This is a genomic window from Salmonella sp. 741265050_HSA, assembly GCF_046569445.1.
In the GTDB taxonomy this organism is placed as follows: Bacteria; Pseudomonadota; Gammaproteobacteria; order Enterobacterales; family Enterobacteriaceae; genus Salmonella; species Salmonella enterica.
In genome coordinates this window covers 486382-504760 of the sequence record NZ_JBKFSV010000003.1, presented here as the reverse complement: position 1 = coordinate 504760, position 18379 = coordinate 486382, and the positions used below count along the sequence as shown (strand labels likewise).

16 protein-coding genes are annotated in these 18379 nt (G+C 52.6%); 12 read left to right on the top strand and 4 right to left on the bottom strand.

Annotated features, from left to right (window positions below; genetic code table 11):
- The first annotated feature begins 12 nt into the window (after window positions 1–12).
- Genes cpdA through parE form a run of 3 tightly spaced genes read left to right on the top strand, consistent with a single transcriptional unit; the run spans window position 13 to window position 3341 of the window.
- A complete protein-coding gene (cpdA, locus tag ACLD4F_RS10720; protein ID WP_000444735.1) occupies window positions 13–840 on the top strand; it encodes a 3',5'-cyclic-AMP phosphodiesterase in 828 nt (275 codons plus the stop codon).
- Complete coding sequence (gene yqiA, locus ACLD4F_RS10715) at window positions 840–1421, top strand: esterase YqiA (RefSeq protein WP_000105725.1); 582 nt, start codon at window positions 840–842, stop codon at window positions 1419–1421. Before cpdA ends, yqiA begins: the two co-directional genes overlap by 1 nt.
- 27 nt (window positions 1422–1448) lie before the next feature.
- A complete protein-coding gene (gene parE, locus ACLD4F_RS10710) occupies window positions 1449–3341 on the top strand; it encodes a DNA topoisomerase IV subunit B (protein ID WP_000195318.1) in 1893 nt (630 codons plus the stop codon).
- 124 nt (window positions 3342–3465) lie between these two features.
- Here parE and ACLD4F_RS10705 read toward each other — a convergent pair whose 3' ends face one another.
- The 4 genes from ACLD4F_RS10705 to qseB all read right to left on the bottom strand — a co-directional run bounded on the left by ACLD4F_RS10705 (window position 3466) and on the right by qseB (window position 6505).
- Window positions 3466–3780 (bottom strand): putative quinol monooxygenase, encoded by a 315-nt coding sequence (locus tag ACLD4F_RS10705; protein ID WP_000958587.1) that lies wholly within the window; start codon window positions 3778–3780, stop codon window positions 3466–3468.
- Window positions 3781–3811: 31 nt separating this feature from the next.
- Window positions 3812–4393, bottom strand: coding sequence for an NAD(P)H-dependent oxidoreductase (locus tag ACLD4F_RS10700; protein WP_000065416.1), 582 nt, complete (start codon window positions 4391–4393; stop codon window positions 3812–3814).
- Window positions 4394–4499: 106 nt separating this feature from the next.
- Complete coding sequence (qseC, locus tag ACLD4F_RS10695; protein ID WP_000779328.1) at window positions 4500–5849, bottom strand: quorum sensing histidine kinase QseC; 1350 nt, start codon at window positions 5847–5849, stop codon at window positions 4500–4502.
- Window positions 5846–6505: a quorum sensing response regulator transcription factor QseB gene (qseB, locus tag ACLD4F_RS10690; protein ID WP_001221574.1), complete on the bottom strand. Its 660-nt coding sequence runs from the start codon at window positions 6503–6505 to the stop codon at window positions 5846–5848. Before qseB ends, qseC begins: the two co-directional genes overlap by 4 nt.
- A gap of 151 nt (window positions 6506–6656) precedes the next feature.
- Between qseB and ACLD4F_RS10685 the strand changes: the two genes are divergently transcribed.
- The 9 genes from ACLD4F_RS10685 to ACLD4F_RS10645 all read left to right on the top strand — a co-directional run bounded on the left by ACLD4F_RS10685 (window position 6657) and on the right by ACLD4F_RS10645 (window position 18303).
- Window positions 6657–7049, top strand: coding sequence for a YgiW/YdeI family stress tolerance OB fold protein (locus ACLD4F_RS10685; protein WP_000731552.1), 393 nt, complete (start codon window positions 6657–6659; stop codon window positions 7047–7049).
- A gap of 71 nt (window positions 7050–7120) precedes the next feature.
- Window positions 7121–7987: a GyrI-like domain-containing protein gene (locus ACLD4F_RS10680; protein WP_023202097.1), complete on the top strand. Its 867-nt coding sequence runs from the start codon at window positions 7121–7123 to the stop codon at window positions 7985–7987.
- 110 nt (window positions 7988–8097) lie between these two features.
- On the top strand, window positions 8098–10356 hold the full coding sequence (parC, locus tag ACLD4F_RS10675) for a DNA topoisomerase IV subunit A (protein WP_350388618.1): 2259 nt from the start codon (window positions 8098–8100) through the stop codon (window positions 10354–10356).
- Window positions 10357–10612: 256 nt separating this feature from the next.
- Window positions 10613–11350 carry a 1-acylglycerol-3-phosphate O-acyltransferase gene (gene plsC / locus ACLD4F_RS10670; RefSeq protein ID WP_000965730.1) on the top strand — a complete coding sequence of 246 codons (738 nt, stop codon included), beginning with the start codon at window positions 10613–10615 and terminating at the stop codon, window positions 11348–11350.
- A gap of 73 nt (window positions 11351–11423) precedes the next feature.
- A complete protein-coding gene (gene ftsP, locus ACLD4F_RS10665; RefSeq protein WP_023202144.1) occupies window positions 11424–12836 on the top strand; it encodes a cell division protein FtsP in 1413 nt (470 codons plus the stop codon).
- Between the two features lie 20 nt (window positions 12837–12856).
- Window positions 12857–13777 carry a hypothetical protein gene (locus tag ACLD4F_RS10660; RefSeq protein WP_411010834.1) on the top strand — a complete coding sequence of 307 codons (921 nt, stop codon included), beginning with the start codon at window positions 12857–12859 and terminating at the stop codon, window positions 13775–13777.
- Window positions 13778–14466: 689 nt separating this feature from the next.
- Window positions 14467–15372, top strand: coding sequence for a hypothetical protein (locus ACLD4F_RS10655; protein ID WP_306341237.1), 906 nt, complete (start codon window positions 14467–14469; stop codon window positions 15370–15372).
- 15 nt (window positions 15373–15387) lie between these two features.
- The gene (locus ACLD4F_RS10650) at window positions 15388–16812 is read left to right on the top strand and encodes a hypothetical protein (protein WP_411010833.1); all 1425 of its coding nucleotides are present in this window, start codon (window positions 15388–15390) and stop codon (window positions 16810–16812) included.
- 69 nt (window positions 16813–16881) lie between these two features.
- The gene (locus tag ACLD4F_RS10645; protein WP_350388620.1) at window positions 16882–18303 is read left to right on the top strand and encodes a DUF4459 domain-containing protein; all 1422 of its coding nucleotides are present in this window, start codon (window positions 16882–16884) and stop codon (window positions 18301–18303) included.
- The last annotated feature ends 76 nt before the right edge of the window (window positions 18304–18379 follow it).

Sequence of the window (18379 nt, the reverse complement as noted above, 5' to 3'; positions counted from 1 at the left end):
TAAGGACACCATTTGGAAAGCCTGTTAACCCTACCTCTGGCTGGTGAGGCCCGAGTCAGGATTTTACAAATTACAGATACTCACCTGTTTGCCGAAAAGCATGAAACGCTGTTAGGCGTCAATACCTGGGAAAGTTACCAGGCCGTGCTGGAGGCTATTCGGGCGCAACAGTATGAATATGATCTGATCGTGGCGACCGGCGATCTGGCGCAGGATCAATCCGCTGCGGCTTATCAGCATTTTGCTGAGGGTATCGCAAGCTTTCGCGCGCCTTGCGTTTGGCTACCGGGCAATCATGATTTTCAGCCGGCAATGTACAGTGCGCTGCAAGAGGCGGGGATTTCCCCGGCTAAACGCGTGTTAATCGGTGAACAATGGCAGATTTTGTTGCTGGACAGCCAGGTGTTTGGCGTTCCGCATGGCGAACTGAGCGAGTTCCAACTGGAATGGCTTGAGCGTAAGCTCGCCGATGCGCCAGAGAGACAGACATTGCTCCTTTTGCACCACCATCCGTTGCCGGCAGGGTGCAGTTGGTTGGATCAGCACAGCTTGCGTAATGCCGGTGAGCTGGATAGCGTGCTGGCGAATTTCCCGCGAGTAAAATATCTGTTATGCGGACATATTCACCAGGAGCTGGATCTTGACTGGAACGGTCGCCGTCTGCTGGCGTCGCCGTCAACCTGCGTACAGTTCAAACCGCACTGCGCGAACTTTACGCTGGATACTATCGCGCCGGGCTGGCGTACGCTGGAGCTCCGGGCGAACGGCGTCCTGGAGACGGAAGTGCATCGCCTGCAGGATACCCGGTTCCGACCCGATACCGCTTCGGAAGGATACTGATGTCTACGCTTCTCTATTTGCACGGATTCAACAGTTCCCCTCGCTCGGCAAAAGCGTGCCAGCTAAAAAACTGGCTGGCGGAGCGTCATCCGCATGTTGAGATGATCGTCCCTCAACTACCGCCGTATCCTGCCGATGCGGCGGAGTTGCTGGAATCTCTCGTGCTTGAGCATGGCGGTGCGCCATTAGGGCTGGTAGGATCGTCGCTGGGTGGTTATTACGCCACCTGGCTGTCGCAATGTTTTATGCTGCCGGCTGTGGTGGTGAATCCCGCCGTGCGGCCCTTTGAATTACTGACCGACTATCTCGGTCAGAACGAGAACCCCTACACCGGGCAGCAATATGTGCTAGAGTCTCGCCATATTTATGATCTTAAAGTCATGCAGATTGACCCGCTGGAAGCGCCGGACCTGATCTGGCTACTGCAACAGACGGGCGATGAAGTGCTGGATTACCGCCAGGCGGTGGCATATTACGCCTCCTGCCGTCAGACAGTGACCGAGGGGGGTAATCACGCATTCACGGGCTTCGAAGATTATTTCAACCAGATTGTCGATTTTCTTGGACTGCACAGTTGCTGACAATCAATTCGAATTGCTAATTAAACCATGACGCAAACTTATAACGCTGATGCCATTGAGGTACTCACTGGGCTTGAGCCGGTACGCCGCCGCCCGGGGATGTACACCGATACGACCCGCCCCAACCATTTGGGTCAGGAAGTGATTGATAATAGTGTGGATGAAGCACTGGCAGGTCACGCCAAACGCGTGGATGTCATTTTACATGCCGATCAATCGCTGGAAGTGATTGACGACGGACGCGGGATGCCGGTGGATATCCATCCGGAAGAGGGGGTTCCGGCAGTAGAACTGATCCTCTGTCGACTTCATGCCGGCGGTAAATTCTCCAATAAGAACTATCAGTTCTCTGGTGGTCTGCATGGGGTGGGGATTTCGGTCGTGAATGCCCTGTCAAAGCGCGTGGAAGTGACCGTGCGCCGCGACGGTCAGGTCTATAACATCGCGTTTGAAAACGGCGAAAAAGTGCAGGATTTGCAGGTTGTCGGCACCTGCGGTAAACGTAATACTGGTACCAGCGTCCATTTCTGGCCCGACGAAAGTTTCTTCGACAGCCCGCGTTTTTCTGTCTCTCGCTTAATGCACGTTCTGAAAGCAAAAGCGGTGCTGTGTCCCGGCGTGGAAATCACTTTTAAAGATGAAGTGAATAACAGCGAGCAGCGCTGGTGCTACCAGGATGGTCTGAACGACTATCTGGGCGAAGCGGTAAACGGCCTGCCGACGCTGCCGGAAAAGCCGTTTATCGGTAATTTTAACGGTGAAACGGAAGCGGTTGACTGGGCGCTATTGTGGCTGCCGGAAGGCGGCGAATTACTCACAGAAAGCTACGTCAACCTGATCCCGACCATGCAGGGGGGGACGCACGTCAACGGTCTGCGCCAGGGCCTGCTCGACGCGATGCGCGAATTTTGCGAATACCGCAATATTCTGCCGCGCGGCGTCAAACTGTCGGCGGAAGATATCTGGGATCGCTGCGCTTATGTGCTCTCCGTGAAAATGCAGGACCCGCAATTTGCCGGGCAGACCAAAGAGCGTCTGTCGTCGCGTCAATGTGCGGCATTTGTTTCCGGCGTGGTGAAAGATGCCTTCAGCCTGTGGCTGAACCAGAACGTGCAGGCGGCGGAACAACTGGCAGAGATGGCGATTGCCAGCGCGCAGCGGCGACTGCGCGCCGCAAAAAAAGTGGTACGCAAAAAGCTCACCAGCGGTCCGGCGTTGCCGGGGAAACTGGCGGACTGTACCGCGCAGGATCTTAATCGGACCGAGCTGTTCCTTGTGGAAGGGGATTCGGCGGGCGGTTCCGCCAAGCAGGCGCGCGATCGCGAATATCAGGCGATCATGCCGCTCAAAGGTAAGATCCTTAACACCTGGGAGGTCTCTTCCGATGAAGTGCTGGCCTCGCAAGAGGTGCATGATATTTCCGTGGCGATCGGTATCGATCCGGACAGCGACGATCTGAGTCAGCTGCGCTACGGCAAGATCTGTATCCTGGCGGATGCGGACTCCGATGGTTTGCATATCGCTACGCTGCTTTGCGCGCTGTTTGTCAGACATTTCCGCGCGCTGGTGAAGAATGGTCATGTCTATGTCGCGCTACCGCCACTATACCGTATCGATTTGGGTAAAGAGGTCTATTACGCGCTGACGGAAGAAGAGAAGGCAGGCGTACTGGAACAACTGAAGCGTAAGAAAGGCAAGCCGAACGTACAGCGTTTCAAAGGCCTGGGTGAAATGAACCCGATGCAGTTACGCGAAACCACGCTTGATCCAAATACTCGCCGCCTGGTGCAGCTCACCATTAGCGATGAAGACGATCAGCGTACTAACGCGATGATGGATATGCTGCTGGCGAAGAAACGTTCTGAAGATCGACGCAACTGGCTACAGGAAAAAGGCGATCTCGCGGATCTCGACGTGTAACGGTTGTTGCACGCTTTATCCGGTCTGCGTGGCGCAGGCCGGATAAGCGAATCCGACATGACGCCGCAGCCTGATGGCGACACTTGCGCATCGCACCAGGGCGACGTCAGACGAGGGTAATAACTTAAACGCCGGATTCCAGAATACGAATATTCATTTCCAGCACATCGTCTTTTACCGCGTCGCTATAGGCTTTCATATGCGGGGTTTGCAGATGCGCCTCAAGGTGCGCAACGCTTTCCCACTGTTCAATCATCACGATCGAGTCAGGCGCCAGAGTCTGAAAACTCACGCCCGCGGCATGATCCACCATCGGCGCGTAACCGTGGCACCCCTCTTCTTTAAGAACGGTTGGAATAATTTTCGCAAACTGGTCGAGGACGGCCTGACGGTGATGTTGGCCCGGACGCGTGCGAATTTCGGCAATGACGGTAAGCATGGTTAACTCCTTCTAATTCCAGGATGACCAGTTAAGCAAAAATTTCGCTCAGATGCTTGCGATATTCTGCGGTATAGCGCGGAACATCCGGCATTTTAATCACGTCGTTGGCAATAAACGTTGGCAGCGCGTCCATGCCCAGAAACTGGTTGGCTTTATGGAATGGTAGATAGACGCCATCTACGCCTACGCCGTGGAAAAACTGATCTTTTTCGGTAAATGCTTCCATCGGCGCGTTCCACGTCAGTGACAGCATATATTTTTTCCCCTGCACCAGACCGCCGGAACCGTACTTTTTAGCGGCATCGGAACGCGTGCGGCCATCGCTGGCATAGAGCGTGCCGTGACCTTCGGTAAAGACATCATCCATATATTTTTTTACTGTCCATGGCGCGCCCATCCACCAGCCTGGCATCTGCCAAATCACCACGTCAGCCCAGACGAAATTCTGCACCTCTTCTTTAATGTCATAGTCGCTGTCGGCACGGACGATCTTAACCTGATGACCCAGATCGCGCAGAAGCCCATCGGCAACTTCGGTCAGGGTGTCATTTAACTGGCCGTTGGAGTGCGCGAATTTTTTCGCCCCGTTGATAATCAGGATGTTACTCATTTTGTGTCCTCAAGAAATGCGTTTGCTGCTGATTCTACGCTGACGGGCGGTGCGGTGAAATTAGCAAAATGTGCAAAGTCTTTTGCGTTTTTGGCAAAAGTCTCTGTTACCAACTTACTACGGCCTCAAATCCACCTTCCGCGGCGTTGCCAAACGACACCGTCATGCCGTGTAGCGTAGCGATGCGGCGGACGATTGATAATCCCAGACCGCTGCCGGTCACACTTTGGCCTGGCGGGCGGTAAAAACGCTCGCCGATATGCGTCAGAATCTCTGGCGCTACGCCGGGGCCATTATCTCTGACGGTGAAGCTGCGGGCATGTAAGGTAACGTCGACGACGCTGCCCTGCGGACTGTAGCGAATCGCATTATCCAGCAGGTTACGCACTAACAGGCTTAAAAGTAGCGGCTGACCGGTACGTATGACGTCATGGGCGTTAAGCTGTAAACGCACGTCGATATTCGCCTGCTGCGCCGGATGATAAATATCCATTACCGCGGACTGCAGTAGCTCTTCCAGCGAAATCTCCGCTACATCCTGCAAATTATTGAGCGAGTCGAGACGCGATAACGTCAGTAGCTGATCGACCAGCCGCGTGGCGCGATCGATCCCCGCATGGAGCTGGGTCAGCGCTTTATCACGCGATAGCGGATCGTCGCCCGAGAGCTGCGCCACCTCGGTTTGTACTTTCAGCGCGGCCAGCGGGCTGCGCAATTCATGGGCGGCGTCGGAGGTAAATCGCCGTTCGCGCACCATCATGGAGTGGATGCGGCTAAAAAGCTGATTAAGCGCTTCGACCAGTGGGCGAACCTCGCTCGGTACGCCTTTGGCGTCGAGCGGCGTTTCCGATTCCGGCGACCGGAAGCGTAGCGCCTGCGCCAGTTTTTTCAACGGTCTGAGCTCGCGGTGAAGCAGGAGCAATAAAATCAGCAGCATGAAGGGAAGGGCGATCAGCCACGGCGTTAATTGCGCCGCTACGATCGCCAGCGCCATATCTTCGCGGTAATCCCACTCCTGACCGACGACGATACGATACTTGCCGTCCGCCGAGTTCAACCACAAAAAACGCCAGAGGTCGTTGTCATCCTTCAGATAGCCATTGTCGAAACCTTCCCGGCGATAGCGATACGGAATATCCTGGCCGTTGTCGCCATCATGCAGCAACATTTTGCCGTCAGCGGAAAAGATGGCGAATGCCAGCGCATCGTCATCGATATGCCCATGTTTTAATTTCTTTGGCGTATGCGCCATGCGCTGCGGGGCGTTGATCTCGTTAAGATCGAGGGTGCTAAGCCGTCTGGCGAACAACATCAACTGTGTGTCAAACAGCTCGTCGACATTATCCGTCGTCTTTCTCCAGGCCACAAAACTGGAAATTGCCCAAGTGATGGAGACCAGAATCAGGAAAATAAGCGTCAGCCTGACGCGCAGGCTGAGACGTTGCGTCAATTTCATGCGTCACCCAGGGTGTAGCCGATGCCGTGTACGGTGCGAATAAATTCGCTGCCGAGCTTGCGGCGTAAATGATGAACATGGACTTCCACTGCATTGCTGGACACGTCGTCATCCCAGTTATACAGCTTCTCTTCAATAAGCTTGCGCGGCAGCACGCGACCTTTGTTGCGCAGTAAGAGTTCCAGCAACGCGAACTCTTTTGGTTTTAAGGCCAGCGGTTCGCCGGCAAGCGTCGCGACGAGATTGCCTGGATTGAGCGTCACCTGGCCGTGGCGCAATTCGCTACTGGCCTGACCGCTGGCGCGGCGTACCAGCGCCTCCAGACGGGCGGCGACCTCAATGAGCGCGAAAGGTTTACATAAATAGTCATCGGCGCCCAGACGTAGCCCCTCGACGCGCTCTGCTAACGCGTCGCGCGCCGTCAGGATCAGTACCGGTTCCTGTTTACCCTTTTCGCGCCATTCGCGCAAAATATCCCGTCCGTCCATGCCTGGCAGCGTCAAATCTAAAATAACCGCATCATAAGGCGCGCTGTAAAGCGCCTCTTTGCCCGGACGTCCCTCGGTAAACCAGTCGACGCTGAAACCCATTTTACTCAGGCCCGCTTTTATGCCATCGCCAATAAGTGTGTCATCTTCTACCAGTAAAATTCGCATCTGTTCTTCCTTGCGGTAACTCGCGTTGCCGTCAGTTAACCTTGTCGCCGCAGGCGATGTACAGAAAAAAAGATTCTTTTTTTGCCTTAAGAAGTTGTTAAGGATTACCTTATTAAATGGATCTGAAACGACATGAAAGGGAAAAGTAATCATGAAAAAATTAGCTGCAATCGTTGCCGTTATGGCACTGTGTTCTACCCCGGTTCTGGCGGCTCAGCAGGGTGGTTTCTCCGGCCCGTCGGCGACGCAAACGCAAGGCGGCGGATTTGTCGGCCCGAACGGCAGCAGCACGACGGTAGAGAGCGCTAAATCGCTGCGTGACGATGCGTGGGTAACGCTGCGCGGGAATATCGTCGAGCGCATTTCCGACGATCTGTATGTGTTTAAAGATGCGACCGGTACTATCAATGTGGATATTGACCACAAGCGCTGGAACGGCCTGACCGTAACCCCGCAGGATACCGTTGAAATTCAGGGCGAAGTGGATAAAGACTGGAACTCTGTCGAAATCGACGTAAAACAGATTCGTAAAGTGAATCCGTAATCCCACATTGCGCAAGATCGGTCAGGATTCACAGCCGCCCGGTGGGCAGAATAGGCCACAAGGAGGCAGTGATGAATGACCTGATCAGCGCGGCTTATTCCGAACGTCTGCGGCGCGTTTGCGACCACATTGAGCGTCATCTGGATGAGCCTCTGTCGATTGAGGCGTTAAGCCGGATGGCGCACAGCTCGCCGTTTCATTTTCATCGGCAGTTTACCGCCTGGAGCGGGCTTCCGCTCTATCGCTATATCCAGTGGTTGCGTTTGCGCCGCGCGTCATGGCGGCTGGCGTTTAACCCGCAGGATAAAGTTATCGATATCGCGCTGGATGCCGGGTTCCAGAATCCGGAGTCGTTCACACGTGCTTTCAAAACCGCGTTTGGTCAAAGCCCGCGCCGGTTTCGGCAATCGCCGGACTGGCTGGCCTGGAACCAACGCGTTCCTAAACTTGCGTTACAGGAGCAGCATGTCATGGACGTAAAAATCGTTGAATTTCCACCTACCCGCGTCGCGATGCTGACGCATCTGGGGCATCCGGATAAGGTCAACGCCAGCGCGGCGAAATTTATTGCATGGCGGCGCGAAACGGGCCAGTCGCCGATTGCCAGCAGTCAAACTTTTGGTATTGCCTGGCACGACCCGCAGACGACGCCGCCGGATCAATTCCGCTTTGATATCTGCGGCAGCGTCCGCCAGCCGATAGCCGAAAATGACGTTGGCGTGGTGAATAGCGAGATTCCTGGCGGGCGCTGCGCGGTGGTGCGCCATCAGGGATCGCTCGACAGCCTCCCGGAGAGCGTGTGGTATTTATTCCGCGAATGGCTACCGGCCAGCGGCGAGACGCTGCGCGATTTTCCGGTCTTCTTCCAGTACCTGAATTTCGTCAATGAGGTGGCGGAACATGAGCTGCTGACGGATATCTATCTGCCGCTTCGTTAACTTCCTCGCAACCTGTCTCACGGTTTGTGACTCAGACCGTGAGATAGGGTATTATCTGCGGCAATATTGCCGTCCGAACGGTCAGCATGCAGATTGAGGATCCCCTGTTAATGAGCGATATGGCAGAGCGCCTTGCGCTACATGAATTTACGGAAAACGCCTACTTAAACTACTCCATGTACGTGATCATGGATCGTGCGTTGCCGTTTATTGGCGACGGCCTGAAGCCGGTACAGCGCCGCATCGTCTACGCGATGTCAGAGCTGGGGCTGAACGCCAGCGCTAAATTTAAAAAATCCGCCCGTACCGTCGGTGACGTACTGGGTAAGTATCATCCGCACGGCGACAGCGCCTGCTATGAAGCCATGGTGCTGATGGCGCAGCCGTTCTCTTACCGTTACCCGCTGGTCGATGGCCAGGGGAACTGGGGCGCGCCGGATGATCCGAAGTCATTCGCGGCAATGCGTTATACCGAATCTCGCCTGTCCAAGTATGCCGAGCTGCTGTTAAGCGAACTCGGCCAGGGGACGGCGGACTGGGTGCCAAACTTCGACGGCACGATGCAGGAACCGAAAATGTTACCGGCGCGTCTGCCGAACATCCTGCTGAACGGCACCACCGGTATAGCGGTGGGCATGGCAACAGATATCCCGCCGCACAACCTGCGCGAAGTGGCGAAAGCGGCGATTACGCTGATTGAGCAGCCGAAAACGACGCTGGATCAGTTGCTGGATATCGTCCAGGGGCCGGATTACCCGACCGAAGCGGAGATCATTACCCCACGTGCGGAAATTCGTAAAATTTACGAAAACGGGCGTGGCTCCGTGCGTATGCGCGCGGTATGGACCAAAGAAGACGGCGCCGTGGTGATCACCGCGCTGCCGCATCAGGTGTCTGGCGCGAAAGTGCTGGAGCAGATTGCTGCGCAGATGCGTAATAAAAAACTGCCGATGGTGGACGATCTGCGCGATGAATCGGATCACGAAAACCCGACGCGTTTAGTGATTGTGCCACGCTCCAACCGTGTGGATATGGAACAGGTGATGAACCATCTGTTCGCCACCACCGATCTGGAAAAAAGCTACCGTATTAACCTGAACATGATCGGTCTGGATGGTCGTCCGGCGGTGAAAAACCTGCTGGAGATCCTCACCGAGTGGCTGGCGTTCCGCCGCGACACGGTACGCCGTCGTCTGAACTATCGTCTGGAGAAAGTGCTTAAGCGCCTGCATATCCTCGAAGGTTTGCTGGTGGCGTTTCTCAACATCGACGAAGTGATTGAGATTATCCGTAACGAGGATGAGCCGAAACCCGCGCTGATGTCGCGTTTCGGCATCAGCGAAACCCAGGCGGAAGCGATTCTCGAACTGAAACTGCGCCATCTCGCCAAACTGGAAGAGATGAAAATTCGCGGCGAGCAGGACGAGCTGGAAAAAGAGAGGGACCAGTTGCAGGGCATTCTCGCGTCTGAACGCAAAATGAATACCTTGCTGAAAAAAGAGCTACAGGCAGATTCCGATGCCTATGGCGACGATCGCCGTTCTCCGCTGCGTGAGCGCGAAGAAGCTAAAGCGATGAGCGAACACGACATGCTGCCGTCCGAACCGGTGACTATCGTGCTGTCGCAGATGGGCTGGGTGCGCAGCGCCAAAGGTCATGATATTGATGCGCCGGGGCTTAACTATAAAGCGGGCGACAGCTTTAAAGCCGCGGTGAAAGGTAAGAGCAATCAACCGGTGGTGTTTATTGATACCACCGGGCGCAGCTATGCTATTGATCCCATTACGCTTCCGTCGGCGCGTGGGCAGGGCGAGCCGTTGACCGGCAAACTCACGCTGCCGCCGGGGGCGACCGTAGAGCATATGCTGATGGAAGGCGATGACCAGAGACTGCTGATGGCGTCGGATGCGGGCTATGGCTTCGTTTGTACGTTTAACGATCTGGTTGCCCGTAACCGTGCCGGTAAGGCGTTGATTACACTGCCGGAAAATGCGCACGTCATGCCGCCGCTGGTGATTGAAGACGAGCACGATATGCTGCTGGCGATTACCCAGGCCGGACGGATGTTGATGTTCCCGGTAGACTCTCTGCCGCAGCTGTCGAAAGGCAAAGGGAATAAGATCATTAATATCCCCTCTGCGGAAGCGGCGAAAGGCGATGATGGATTGGCGCACCTGTACGTGCTGCCGCCACAAAGCACTCTGACTATCCATGTCGGGAAGCGCAAAATCAAACTGCGCCCTGAAGAGTTACAAAAGGTGGTCGGCGAACGCGGACGCCGTGGCACATTAATGCGCGGCCTGCAGCGTATCGATCGCATTGAGATTGATTCGCCGCATCGCGTAAGTCATGGCGACAGCGAAGAGTAAGACAGGGGCACCCGTAAGCCGGACAAGGCATTTAAGCCGCCATCCGGCGCTCTGCCGTTGCCGGATGACGACGCAGTAGCCTCTTATCCGGCCTACGGTTTCAGATCGGATTAACATTAAAATTTCCCGTAAAACCGTTGTTTATTCGTGCATTGCGATTAACAATACGTTTTTCCAGAGAGCCAAACTTACCAAAATCCTAACCTGAATTTCAGGTGACGTAGAATGCCGGGCTCTTAGGCCTTCAGAGGTTGTTATGCTATATATTTTTCGTCTTATTGTTACCGTTATTTACTCCATTCTGGTCTGTGTTTTCGGTTCTATTTACTGCCTTTTCAGCCCACGTAACCCAAAACACGTGGCGACGTTTGGGCATATGTTCGGCCGTCTGGCCCCGCTGTTTGGCCTGAAAGTGGAGTGCCGCAAACCCGCCGACGCGGAAAACTATGGCAATGCTATCTATATCGCTAACCATCAGAATAATTATGATATGGTCACGGCGGCGAATATTGTGCAGCCGCCAACGGTGACGGTGGGGAAAAAAAGCCTGCTTTGGATCCCGTTTTTTGGGCAACTGTACTGGCTGACCGGTAATCTGCTGATTGACCGTAATAACCGCGCCAAAGCGCATAGCACCATTGCGGCAGTGGTTAACCATTTTAAAAAGCGCCGTATTTCTATCTGGATGTTCCCTGAAGGTACGCGTAGCCGGGGACGCGGTCTGCTGCCGTTTAAAACCGGCGCGTTTCATGCGGCTATCGCGGCTGGTGTGCCGATCATTCCTGTCTGCGTTTCCAACACCTCTAACAAAGTCAATCTAAACCGCCTGAACAACGGACTGGTTATTGTGGAAATGCTGCCGCCAGTCGACGTCAGCGAATATGGTAAAGATCAGGTTCGCGAGCTGGCGGCCCACTGCCGTGCGTTAATGGAGCAAAAAATCGCGGAACTTGATAAAGAGGTTGCGGAACGTGAAGCGACCGGTAAGGTTTAAGCAGACTTACTCTGTTATTGTAGAAATCATTTTTTCAGGCACAACTCTTTAGCCTGTTTTACATGGAGCTTATATGTCATTCAGTCGGCGTCAGTTTCTTCAGGCATCGGGAATCGCACTATGTGCAGGCGCGATTCCCCTCAGGGCGAATGCTGCCGGTCAGCAACAGCCGTTGCCTGTTCCGCCGTTGCTGGAGTCCCGTCGCGGGCAGCCGTTGTTTATGACGCTACAGCGAGCGCACTGGTCCTTTACGCAAGGCACGCGCGCACCGGTCTGGGGAGTGAACGGTCGTTATCTGGGGCCGACAATCCGCGTCTGGAAAGGCGATGACGTTAAACTCATCTATAGCAACCGCCTGGCGGAAAATGTCTCCATGACGGTTGCTGGTTTACTGGTGCCGGGGCCGCTGATGGGTGGCCCGGCGCGTATGATGTCGCCGAACGCGGACTGGGCGCCAGTGTTGCCGATTCGTCAGAGCGCCGCGACGCTGTGGTATCACGCTAACACGCCTAACCGTACTGCGCAGCAGGTGTATAACGGCCTGGCCGGAATGTGGCTGGTCGAAGACGACATCAGTAAAACGCTGCCCATTCCGAACCATTACGGCGTGGATGATTTTCCCGTCATTATCCAGGATAAACGGCTGGATAACTTTGGGACGCCGGAGTACAGCGAACCGGGAAGCGGTGGTTTTGTCGGCGATACGCTGCTGGTGAACGGCGCGCAAAGCCCCTATGTCGAAGTGTCCCGCGGCTGGGTGCGGTTACGGTTGTTGAACGCCTCGAACTCGCGGCGCTATCAGCTTCAGATGAGCGATGGCCGGGCGCTGCATGTGATTTCAGGCGATCAGGGCTTTTTACCTGCGCCGGTTTCCGTCAAACAGTTGTCTCTGGCGCCCGGCGAGCGACGTGAAATCCTGGTTGATATGACCAACGGCGACGAAGTCTCGATCACCTGCGGGGAAGCGGCCAGCATAGTCGATCGGATTCGCGGTTTCTTTGAACCTTCCAGTATTCTGGTTTCGACCCTGGTGCTGACGTTACGGCCAACCGGATTGCTGCCGCTGGTGACCGATAATCTGCCGATGCGTCTGTTGCCGACGGAGATCATGAGCGGCGCGCCTGTCCGCAGTCGGGACATCAGTCTTGGCGACGATCCGGGGATTAACGGCCAACTGTGGGATGTGAATCGCATTGATATTACCGCCCAACAAGGCACCTGGGAGCGCTGGACGGTACGCGCCGATATGCCGCAGTCGTTCCATATTGAGGGCGTCTCTTTCCTGATTCGTAACGTCAACGGCTCTATGCCGTTCCCGGAAGATAGAGGCTGGAAAGATACCGTCTGGGTGGATGGGCAAGTCGAATTGCTGGTCTACTACGGTCAGCCGTCCTGGCCGCACTTCCCGTTCTATTTCAACAGCCAGACGCTGGAAATGGCTGACCGCGGCTCGATTGGGCAAATGCTGGTGAATCCAGCGTCGTAAAGGCGGACCAGGGATATTCGATGAGAATCAGTGAAGAGGGATGGCGGCTGCTGACGTTCTGGGTGTTTACTGCAGGCGGTTATCTTATTCTGCTCTTCATTGTTATTTGCCTGGCTTTTTTGTTCCAAACGCCTCGTCGCGTGTTGCTGTGGATTGCTTTGCCACAGATTACGCTGGTTCTTTTGCTATGGTTTGCTGCGGGTGATGAAACGCTTTTCTTCCCGATTGGCGCAGGGTGGATACTGGGGCTTAGTTTATTGCTGGCGCTACTGTTTAGCCACCGATTACGCCAACCACACCACCTCTGGGCCGGGTGCCATGTGGTCGTATTGCTGCTGTTATTAGCGCACATGGGGAATATTCTCGAGAGGCATCATCGGCGCGATGCCTATCAGGCACAGCAGGCGGCGGAAGAAACGCTGTTACGAAAAATCGATACGACCGATGACCGCGCTTTTTTAAATCATTTGATGTCGCAAGCAATGCAGCCGCAAAACGCAGGGGATTGGTGGACGAATAGGCGGATTGAGCATCTCGCAAAACGCATTTCCCCTTTTGATATTGCGGACGGAACTGAAAAAATTTGGTTGGTTTTGGCTATCGACCGGCTTAATCGTCCTGCTGTTGGGGCGTTTGCCTCCTGGTTTATTGGCGATTCTGTACAGGCAAAGCAATATCGGTATCAGCTTTTACAAAACAATCCATTATTGGACCTACTGAATCGTGTTTTTAATGATAGTACGGCTGATGAACAAACTTTTTTGCAACAACAACTTTTGGCGCGAGATATTTGTACCAGTTTGATTAGCGTCGTACCGGAATTATTGACGGACGAACTGTATGCGCAAGCCGTTGCCTTTGATAATAGCAACAAACCGGAACCTTTCTCATGGCAGTTTGAGTTTGATGTGTTTTATCATCAGGAAAATAGTGGGCAATAATGAATTTGGGAAACGGATGGAGTTTGTTGTTGATGATAATATCCACCGTGCTGGGCAATATATACAATCATCGTATTGGCTATAGTTATTAGTGCGTTTATCCCGCTGTGTTATCAGAAAATAGAAACGAGTGATTTGAACTCGGTAGTGAGCATGGAAAGTAAGGATGCTTTATGGTTGAATCATTTGCGTGGATGATGTGGGATTCAGTAATATTGATGAGCGCGTGGGGTATTTATGGCGTTGTATTATTGATGTTAATTGTCGGCGCATTTGATTCTTTGCGCTATCGGCGGGTTTTCTTGCGTGTTGTTCTTCCGCAGGTGAGCGTTGTCTGTGTACTGTGGGGAGGATTATTCAGGATTGATTCAAAAGATATTTATATCGTATATTTATTGATATTAGGATTGTTGCCCTCGATAATAATTGCTGTTTTTTCTAGTCGAGAGTCTCCATTTTTTATTCTGGGAACTATCGTGTCCCATACTATTTTTTTGTTCGTTTTCGTTTATGTGATGGACGGCCCGCGATTATGGCACCACATTGGTGAAGACTGGGATAACTATAAAATTACCCGACTGTTTGAGCGCGCGAAGGGGGATGTTCAGGTTTTGCAGGATGCATCTTGTTATCAATTGGCAAGTGTTTTGACGCTGGCTGCAGAACACCGCGATACACCGGAAAATTTATTGCGTTATCTGGCTAAAATACGAGGTATTTCGCCATTTTTGACAGCGGCAGAATCTTGCCCTGAAGCGGCGATCCCGAACGCCGAATTTCTTTATACGCCATTTGTTACCGCTCTTCGCCAACATAACGTACCGATAGTACGCTTTTTTAGCCAGCAACTGGTGGGCGAGACATCTTCCGCCAGAGAGAATCGCAACATTGTCGCTCGTAAAGAAAATCCACTGCTGACGCTTTATAAATCTAACTATATATCACAGTATCGCGAGCAGTACAGACTAGAAATCAGCCAGCTATTGCTGAATATTATGCCAGAACTGTTGAATGATGCTGTCTATATTTATCCCATTATCCAACGTAACACCGAGTTGGTTGCTTATTTTTGGCAGAAACATCCGCCCACTATTCCTCTGCGCAGGCTCGAAGCGATGGTGTTGTTAGCCAAAACGGAACCGCTAATAAGCGAGGTAACCCATAATCCAGAAATATTGATCACACCGCCGATTGAGAGGTGGGATCGTGAAAACCTGCTCACTTTCATACTGAGCAATGGCGATCTGGTAATGATTCAGTCGCTTATTGATGCAAACGTAGTGGACTGGAAACGAGCAATGGAAGACGGAAATAATGAGCCTCTGCATCAGGCCATATTGCGACTGCGTGGTGGAGCGTTAGAGAACGCATTGCTGATACAGATCATTAAGGCGATGCAAGCGCAGAAAGCGTTATCCAACGAGCAAATCGCCCACTATCTTCCCTGGACACCGACGTTTCCTGCCGCTTTTTTACAGGCTGGGCTTTCCTGTGAGCAATTGCGTGAGGTGTTGAATGCATCAGTGGCGGGGGGCGAACAAGCACGAAACGATACGCGGCAACGGCTGAATGCGCTATGTCCAGCCGCGAAGTGACTAAAGGAATAGTAAATGGATTATATTAATCGATGGCTTGGATCTGAACTGCTGATGTTTTGTATTCTGCCGTGGGGGTATGCCGCTGCGGTGGTATTACTGCTGATCCTGATGTTTTCCAAAAAACGCAGCCGACAGATTTTGCTGTGGGTATTACTACCACAGTGGGCATTCGTGATATTGCTGTTACTCACGTTGCAGTATACCCAGTTGTTGAGCCAAACAGGCACGGTATGGATGTTGATGCTCCTGTTGCCGATTCTGAGTTGGGCGGGCTTGCTGCCCGCGCTGCTGCTGGGAACCAGGCTGCGCAAGCCGTGGCCCGCATGGCTACTGTGCCATATTGTGTTCATTGGGGTGCTGTGCCCGGTGATGCCGGAGCTGTGGCGTGCTATTAGCCATCAATGGCAACAGCAAAATATTGCGCAGTTGCTCAGGCAGGTTCAGGCTGGCGACCTGCGTCAGTTAGAGAGCATCCATGATAACAGTATGTTGGAACAGACACTGGTTCAGGCGGTAAAAGCGCCAGGCATATCAGAAAAAAACTTGCGCGCTCTGACTGCACGTGTGGCATCGCCTTTTAGTGTTTCGCGGGAAGATGGCTATTTCGTCAATGCGCCATTTTTTGCAGCTTTTGAGAGTGGCAATATCACTGCGGTGCGTATTTTTAGCGAGCAGCTCACGGGCGACTCTCAGCAGGCGCAGGCAAATCGCACCATCGTACGGCAGCAAAATCCGTTGGAGTATCTCCCCATGCCCCGTTTTAAACCTGGGGGAGTTCGCCAGACTTTTTTTGCGATGGCCGACGTTCTACTACGGGTCATGCCCGATCTTCTCACCGATGAAGCCTATTCGGGGGCGATACAGCTTCAGGATAAAGAGACTCTGGCCTTTTTCTGGCAGCGGCGTGAAGCGCAAAATCCGCTGTATCGCGCATATTATTTCTTGTTGCAGGGGCAAACTAAAGCGCTGCTTGCCCAGATAAAACTGACGCCGCAGGTGCTGGGGCAATCGGTTTATCCGAATAAAAATCTGCTGGCGTCGCTGTTTAGTGATGCGGATGGCGAGACGCTGCGTGCGTTGGTGAAAGGGCAGATGCTGAACTGGCAGCACATCCCTCAGGATAAGTTGACGGATGGCTGGAATTTCCTGATTTCACGCACATTGCATACAGCCTCGAAAGAGGACGCGCTGCCGCCGGATATTCTGGCGGGGATACTGCAAAGTATGCAACAGCAACATACGGCGTTGCCGGAGGCCCTTATTGTAGCCAGCCTTGATTACCAGGATGAAAGGCATAGCCTGATGACTGCCTACCGGATGGCCTGGTTGGGCTGTAACAAGCTTAACGCAATGATCGATAAGGTGTATCCACCAGAAGATACGCGGCGTACCAATGTACGTATAAAATTAGCACAGCAGTGCGCCGATTTAGACTGATATGATATGCCGTGTTCTGATAATTAATGTTACATTGATTGTTAAGAGAGATACAGGGAGTGGTAAATAATGAAAAAATGTTTTTTATTTATATTTATGTGCCTGTTTATCTTCTCAGCTAATGCGGAACTAAAATTCCGCCCTGAGATCGAAAATAAAAAAATTTATTTTCAGGGCAAGGTCACAGACTACACGCTTAATGACTTTACCTTTTTCGGTGACAGTCGCGAACCCTTTTATGGCAGCGGAAACGACGATTATACTGCCACTGCAGATGAGTGGCTCGGGTTTTACGCTGAGTTGCCCGACGTTCGAAAATGGCAGCGCGTTGTTCCTGACGATTTTTCTATGATGAGTGGCGCGCCGTGGTGTGACATCCAGTTTTTTGAACAAGAGAATGACCATTCGGTGATTACTGGAAGTGAACATATGCGCTGTATCGATTTTCTCGTGACGCCTAAAAGGAAAGGGCTCATTCCCATGGGGACAAAGGGAACGCTGTTGGATTACGGCAGCTATCTTGCTTTTGCACCGCAGATAAAGCGCATCACGCTGGAAGGCCGATTTCCTGAAGCCTCGCGGACCTGGCTTCCTGTAAGAAGCGTGCAAACCAGGGCAACCTCGATAGCCGATCTTAAAATTATGCTTAATGAGATTTATGCTCGCCACGGTTATATTTTCAGACCGGGCGGTGAGATGGATCGGTACTTCCGACAGCAGCCGTGGTATCGCCCACGCTATGCGAACGTTGATTACCTCATTACCGAGACAGAGCATCGTAATATCAAACTCCTCAAAGAGCTGCTTTCTCCTGAGTCACAGCGTAAAAAGGCGCTGTATATTCAGAACACAACCGATTTTTGTGAGGCGCTGAAAGCGAATAATATCAAATATGTCATGGACAATACGGCAGAATACCTTACGACTGGCGCAGATCAGCCAATCAATTTAGAAAAAGTATGGCAAAAATACAGAGACTTAATGATCAATGGCGGCGGAAACTGTCAACGCGATATCGAGAGCTATAAGCGCTACTCCTTTTTATACAGCGAACCTTTAGGTATTTATTACAATTCCACTTTTGAGTTTGATGAAGAGAAAGGGAAATATGTTCTCGCTTATGTGAACTTTGATTCTTCCTGCAACAAAGAGGGTGACACGATCGAACTGGAAGGTATGATGGTCAAACGCGAGTACGTCATTGAAGATAATCAAGGCCAACACTCGGATAAAGATCTCGAATTAAAAACAATAAACCTTCAGTGTGTGGCTGGGGCCATGACGGATCAACCTGACTGGGATCGCTATGTCCAGCTCATTCTTTCTCCTGAAAAATACAACTATTATCAACGATTTATAGGAAAGAGAATCACCCTGCGAGGGAAAGTCATGATTGCAGAATCCATGTATCATGTCACGCCGGTACTGCTGAATTTGCTCGAAGAACAAAATCCTATTATCAAAGTAGCAGATATGCCTGCTCGTCCATAAGTACGATAACCGGCGGGGCAGACAATCGGCCCCGCTACAGAGTGCAGCCTCACCAATCAATTCGATTTCTCTCCCA

Excerpts from the sequence above, each read along its gene's own strand:
- ACLD4F_RS10650 (WP_411010833.1), top strand. The coding sequence starts at position 15,388 with ATGGATTATATTAATCGATGGCTTGGATCTGAACTGCTGATGTTTTGT.
- ACLD4F_RS10680 (WP_023202097.1), top strand. The coding sequence starts at position 7,121 with ATGAATGACCTGATCAGCGCGGCTTATTCCGAACGTCTGCGGCGCGTT.
- plsC (WP_000965730.1), top strand. The coding sequence starts at position 10,613 with ATGCTATATATTTTTCGTCTTATTGTTACCGTTATTTACTCCATTCTG.
- ACLD4F_RS10685 (WP_000731552.1), top strand. The coding sequence starts at position 6,657 with ATGAAAAAATTAGCTGCAATCGTTGCCGTTATGGCACTGTGTTCTACC.
- ftsP (WP_023202144.1), top strand. The coding sequence starts at position 11,424 with ATGTCATTCAGTCGGCGTCAGTTTCTTCAGGCATCGGGAATCGCACTA.
- yqiA (WP_000105725.1), top strand. The coding sequence starts at position 840 with ATGTCTACGCTTCTCTATTTGCACGGATTCAACAGTTCCCCTCGCTCG.
- parC (WP_350388618.1), top strand. The coding sequence starts at position 8,098 with ATGAGCGATATGGCAGAGCGCCTTGCGCTACATGAATTTACGGAAAAC.
- ACLD4F_RS10705 (WP_000958587.1), bottom strand. The coding sequence starts at position 3,780 with ATGCTTACCGTCATTGCCGAAATTCGCACGCGTCCGGGCCAACATCAC.
- ACLD4F_RS10700 (WP_000065416.1), bottom strand. The coding sequence starts at position 4,393 with ATGAGTAACATCCTGATTATCAACGGGGCGAAAAAATTCGCGCACTCC.
- qseB (WP_001221574.1), bottom strand. The coding sequence starts at position 6,505 with ATGCGAATTTTACTGGTAGAAGATGACACACTTATTGGCGATGGCATA.
- ACLD4F_RS10645 (WP_350388620.1), top strand. The coding sequence starts at position 16,882 with ATGAAAAAATGTTTTTTATTTATATTTATGTGCCTGTTTATCTTCTCA.
- ACLD4F_RS10660 (WP_411010834.1), top strand. The coding sequence starts at position 12,857 with ATGAGAATCAGTGAAGAGGGATGGCGGCTGCTGACGTTCTGGGTGTTT.
- qseC (WP_000779328.1), bottom strand. The coding sequence starts at position 5,849 with ATGAAATTGACGCAACGTCTCAGCCTGCGCGTCAGGCTGACGCTTATT.
- parE (WP_000195318.1), top strand. The coding sequence starts at position 1,449 with ATGACGCAAACTTATAACGCTGATGCCATTGAGGTACTCACTGGGCTT.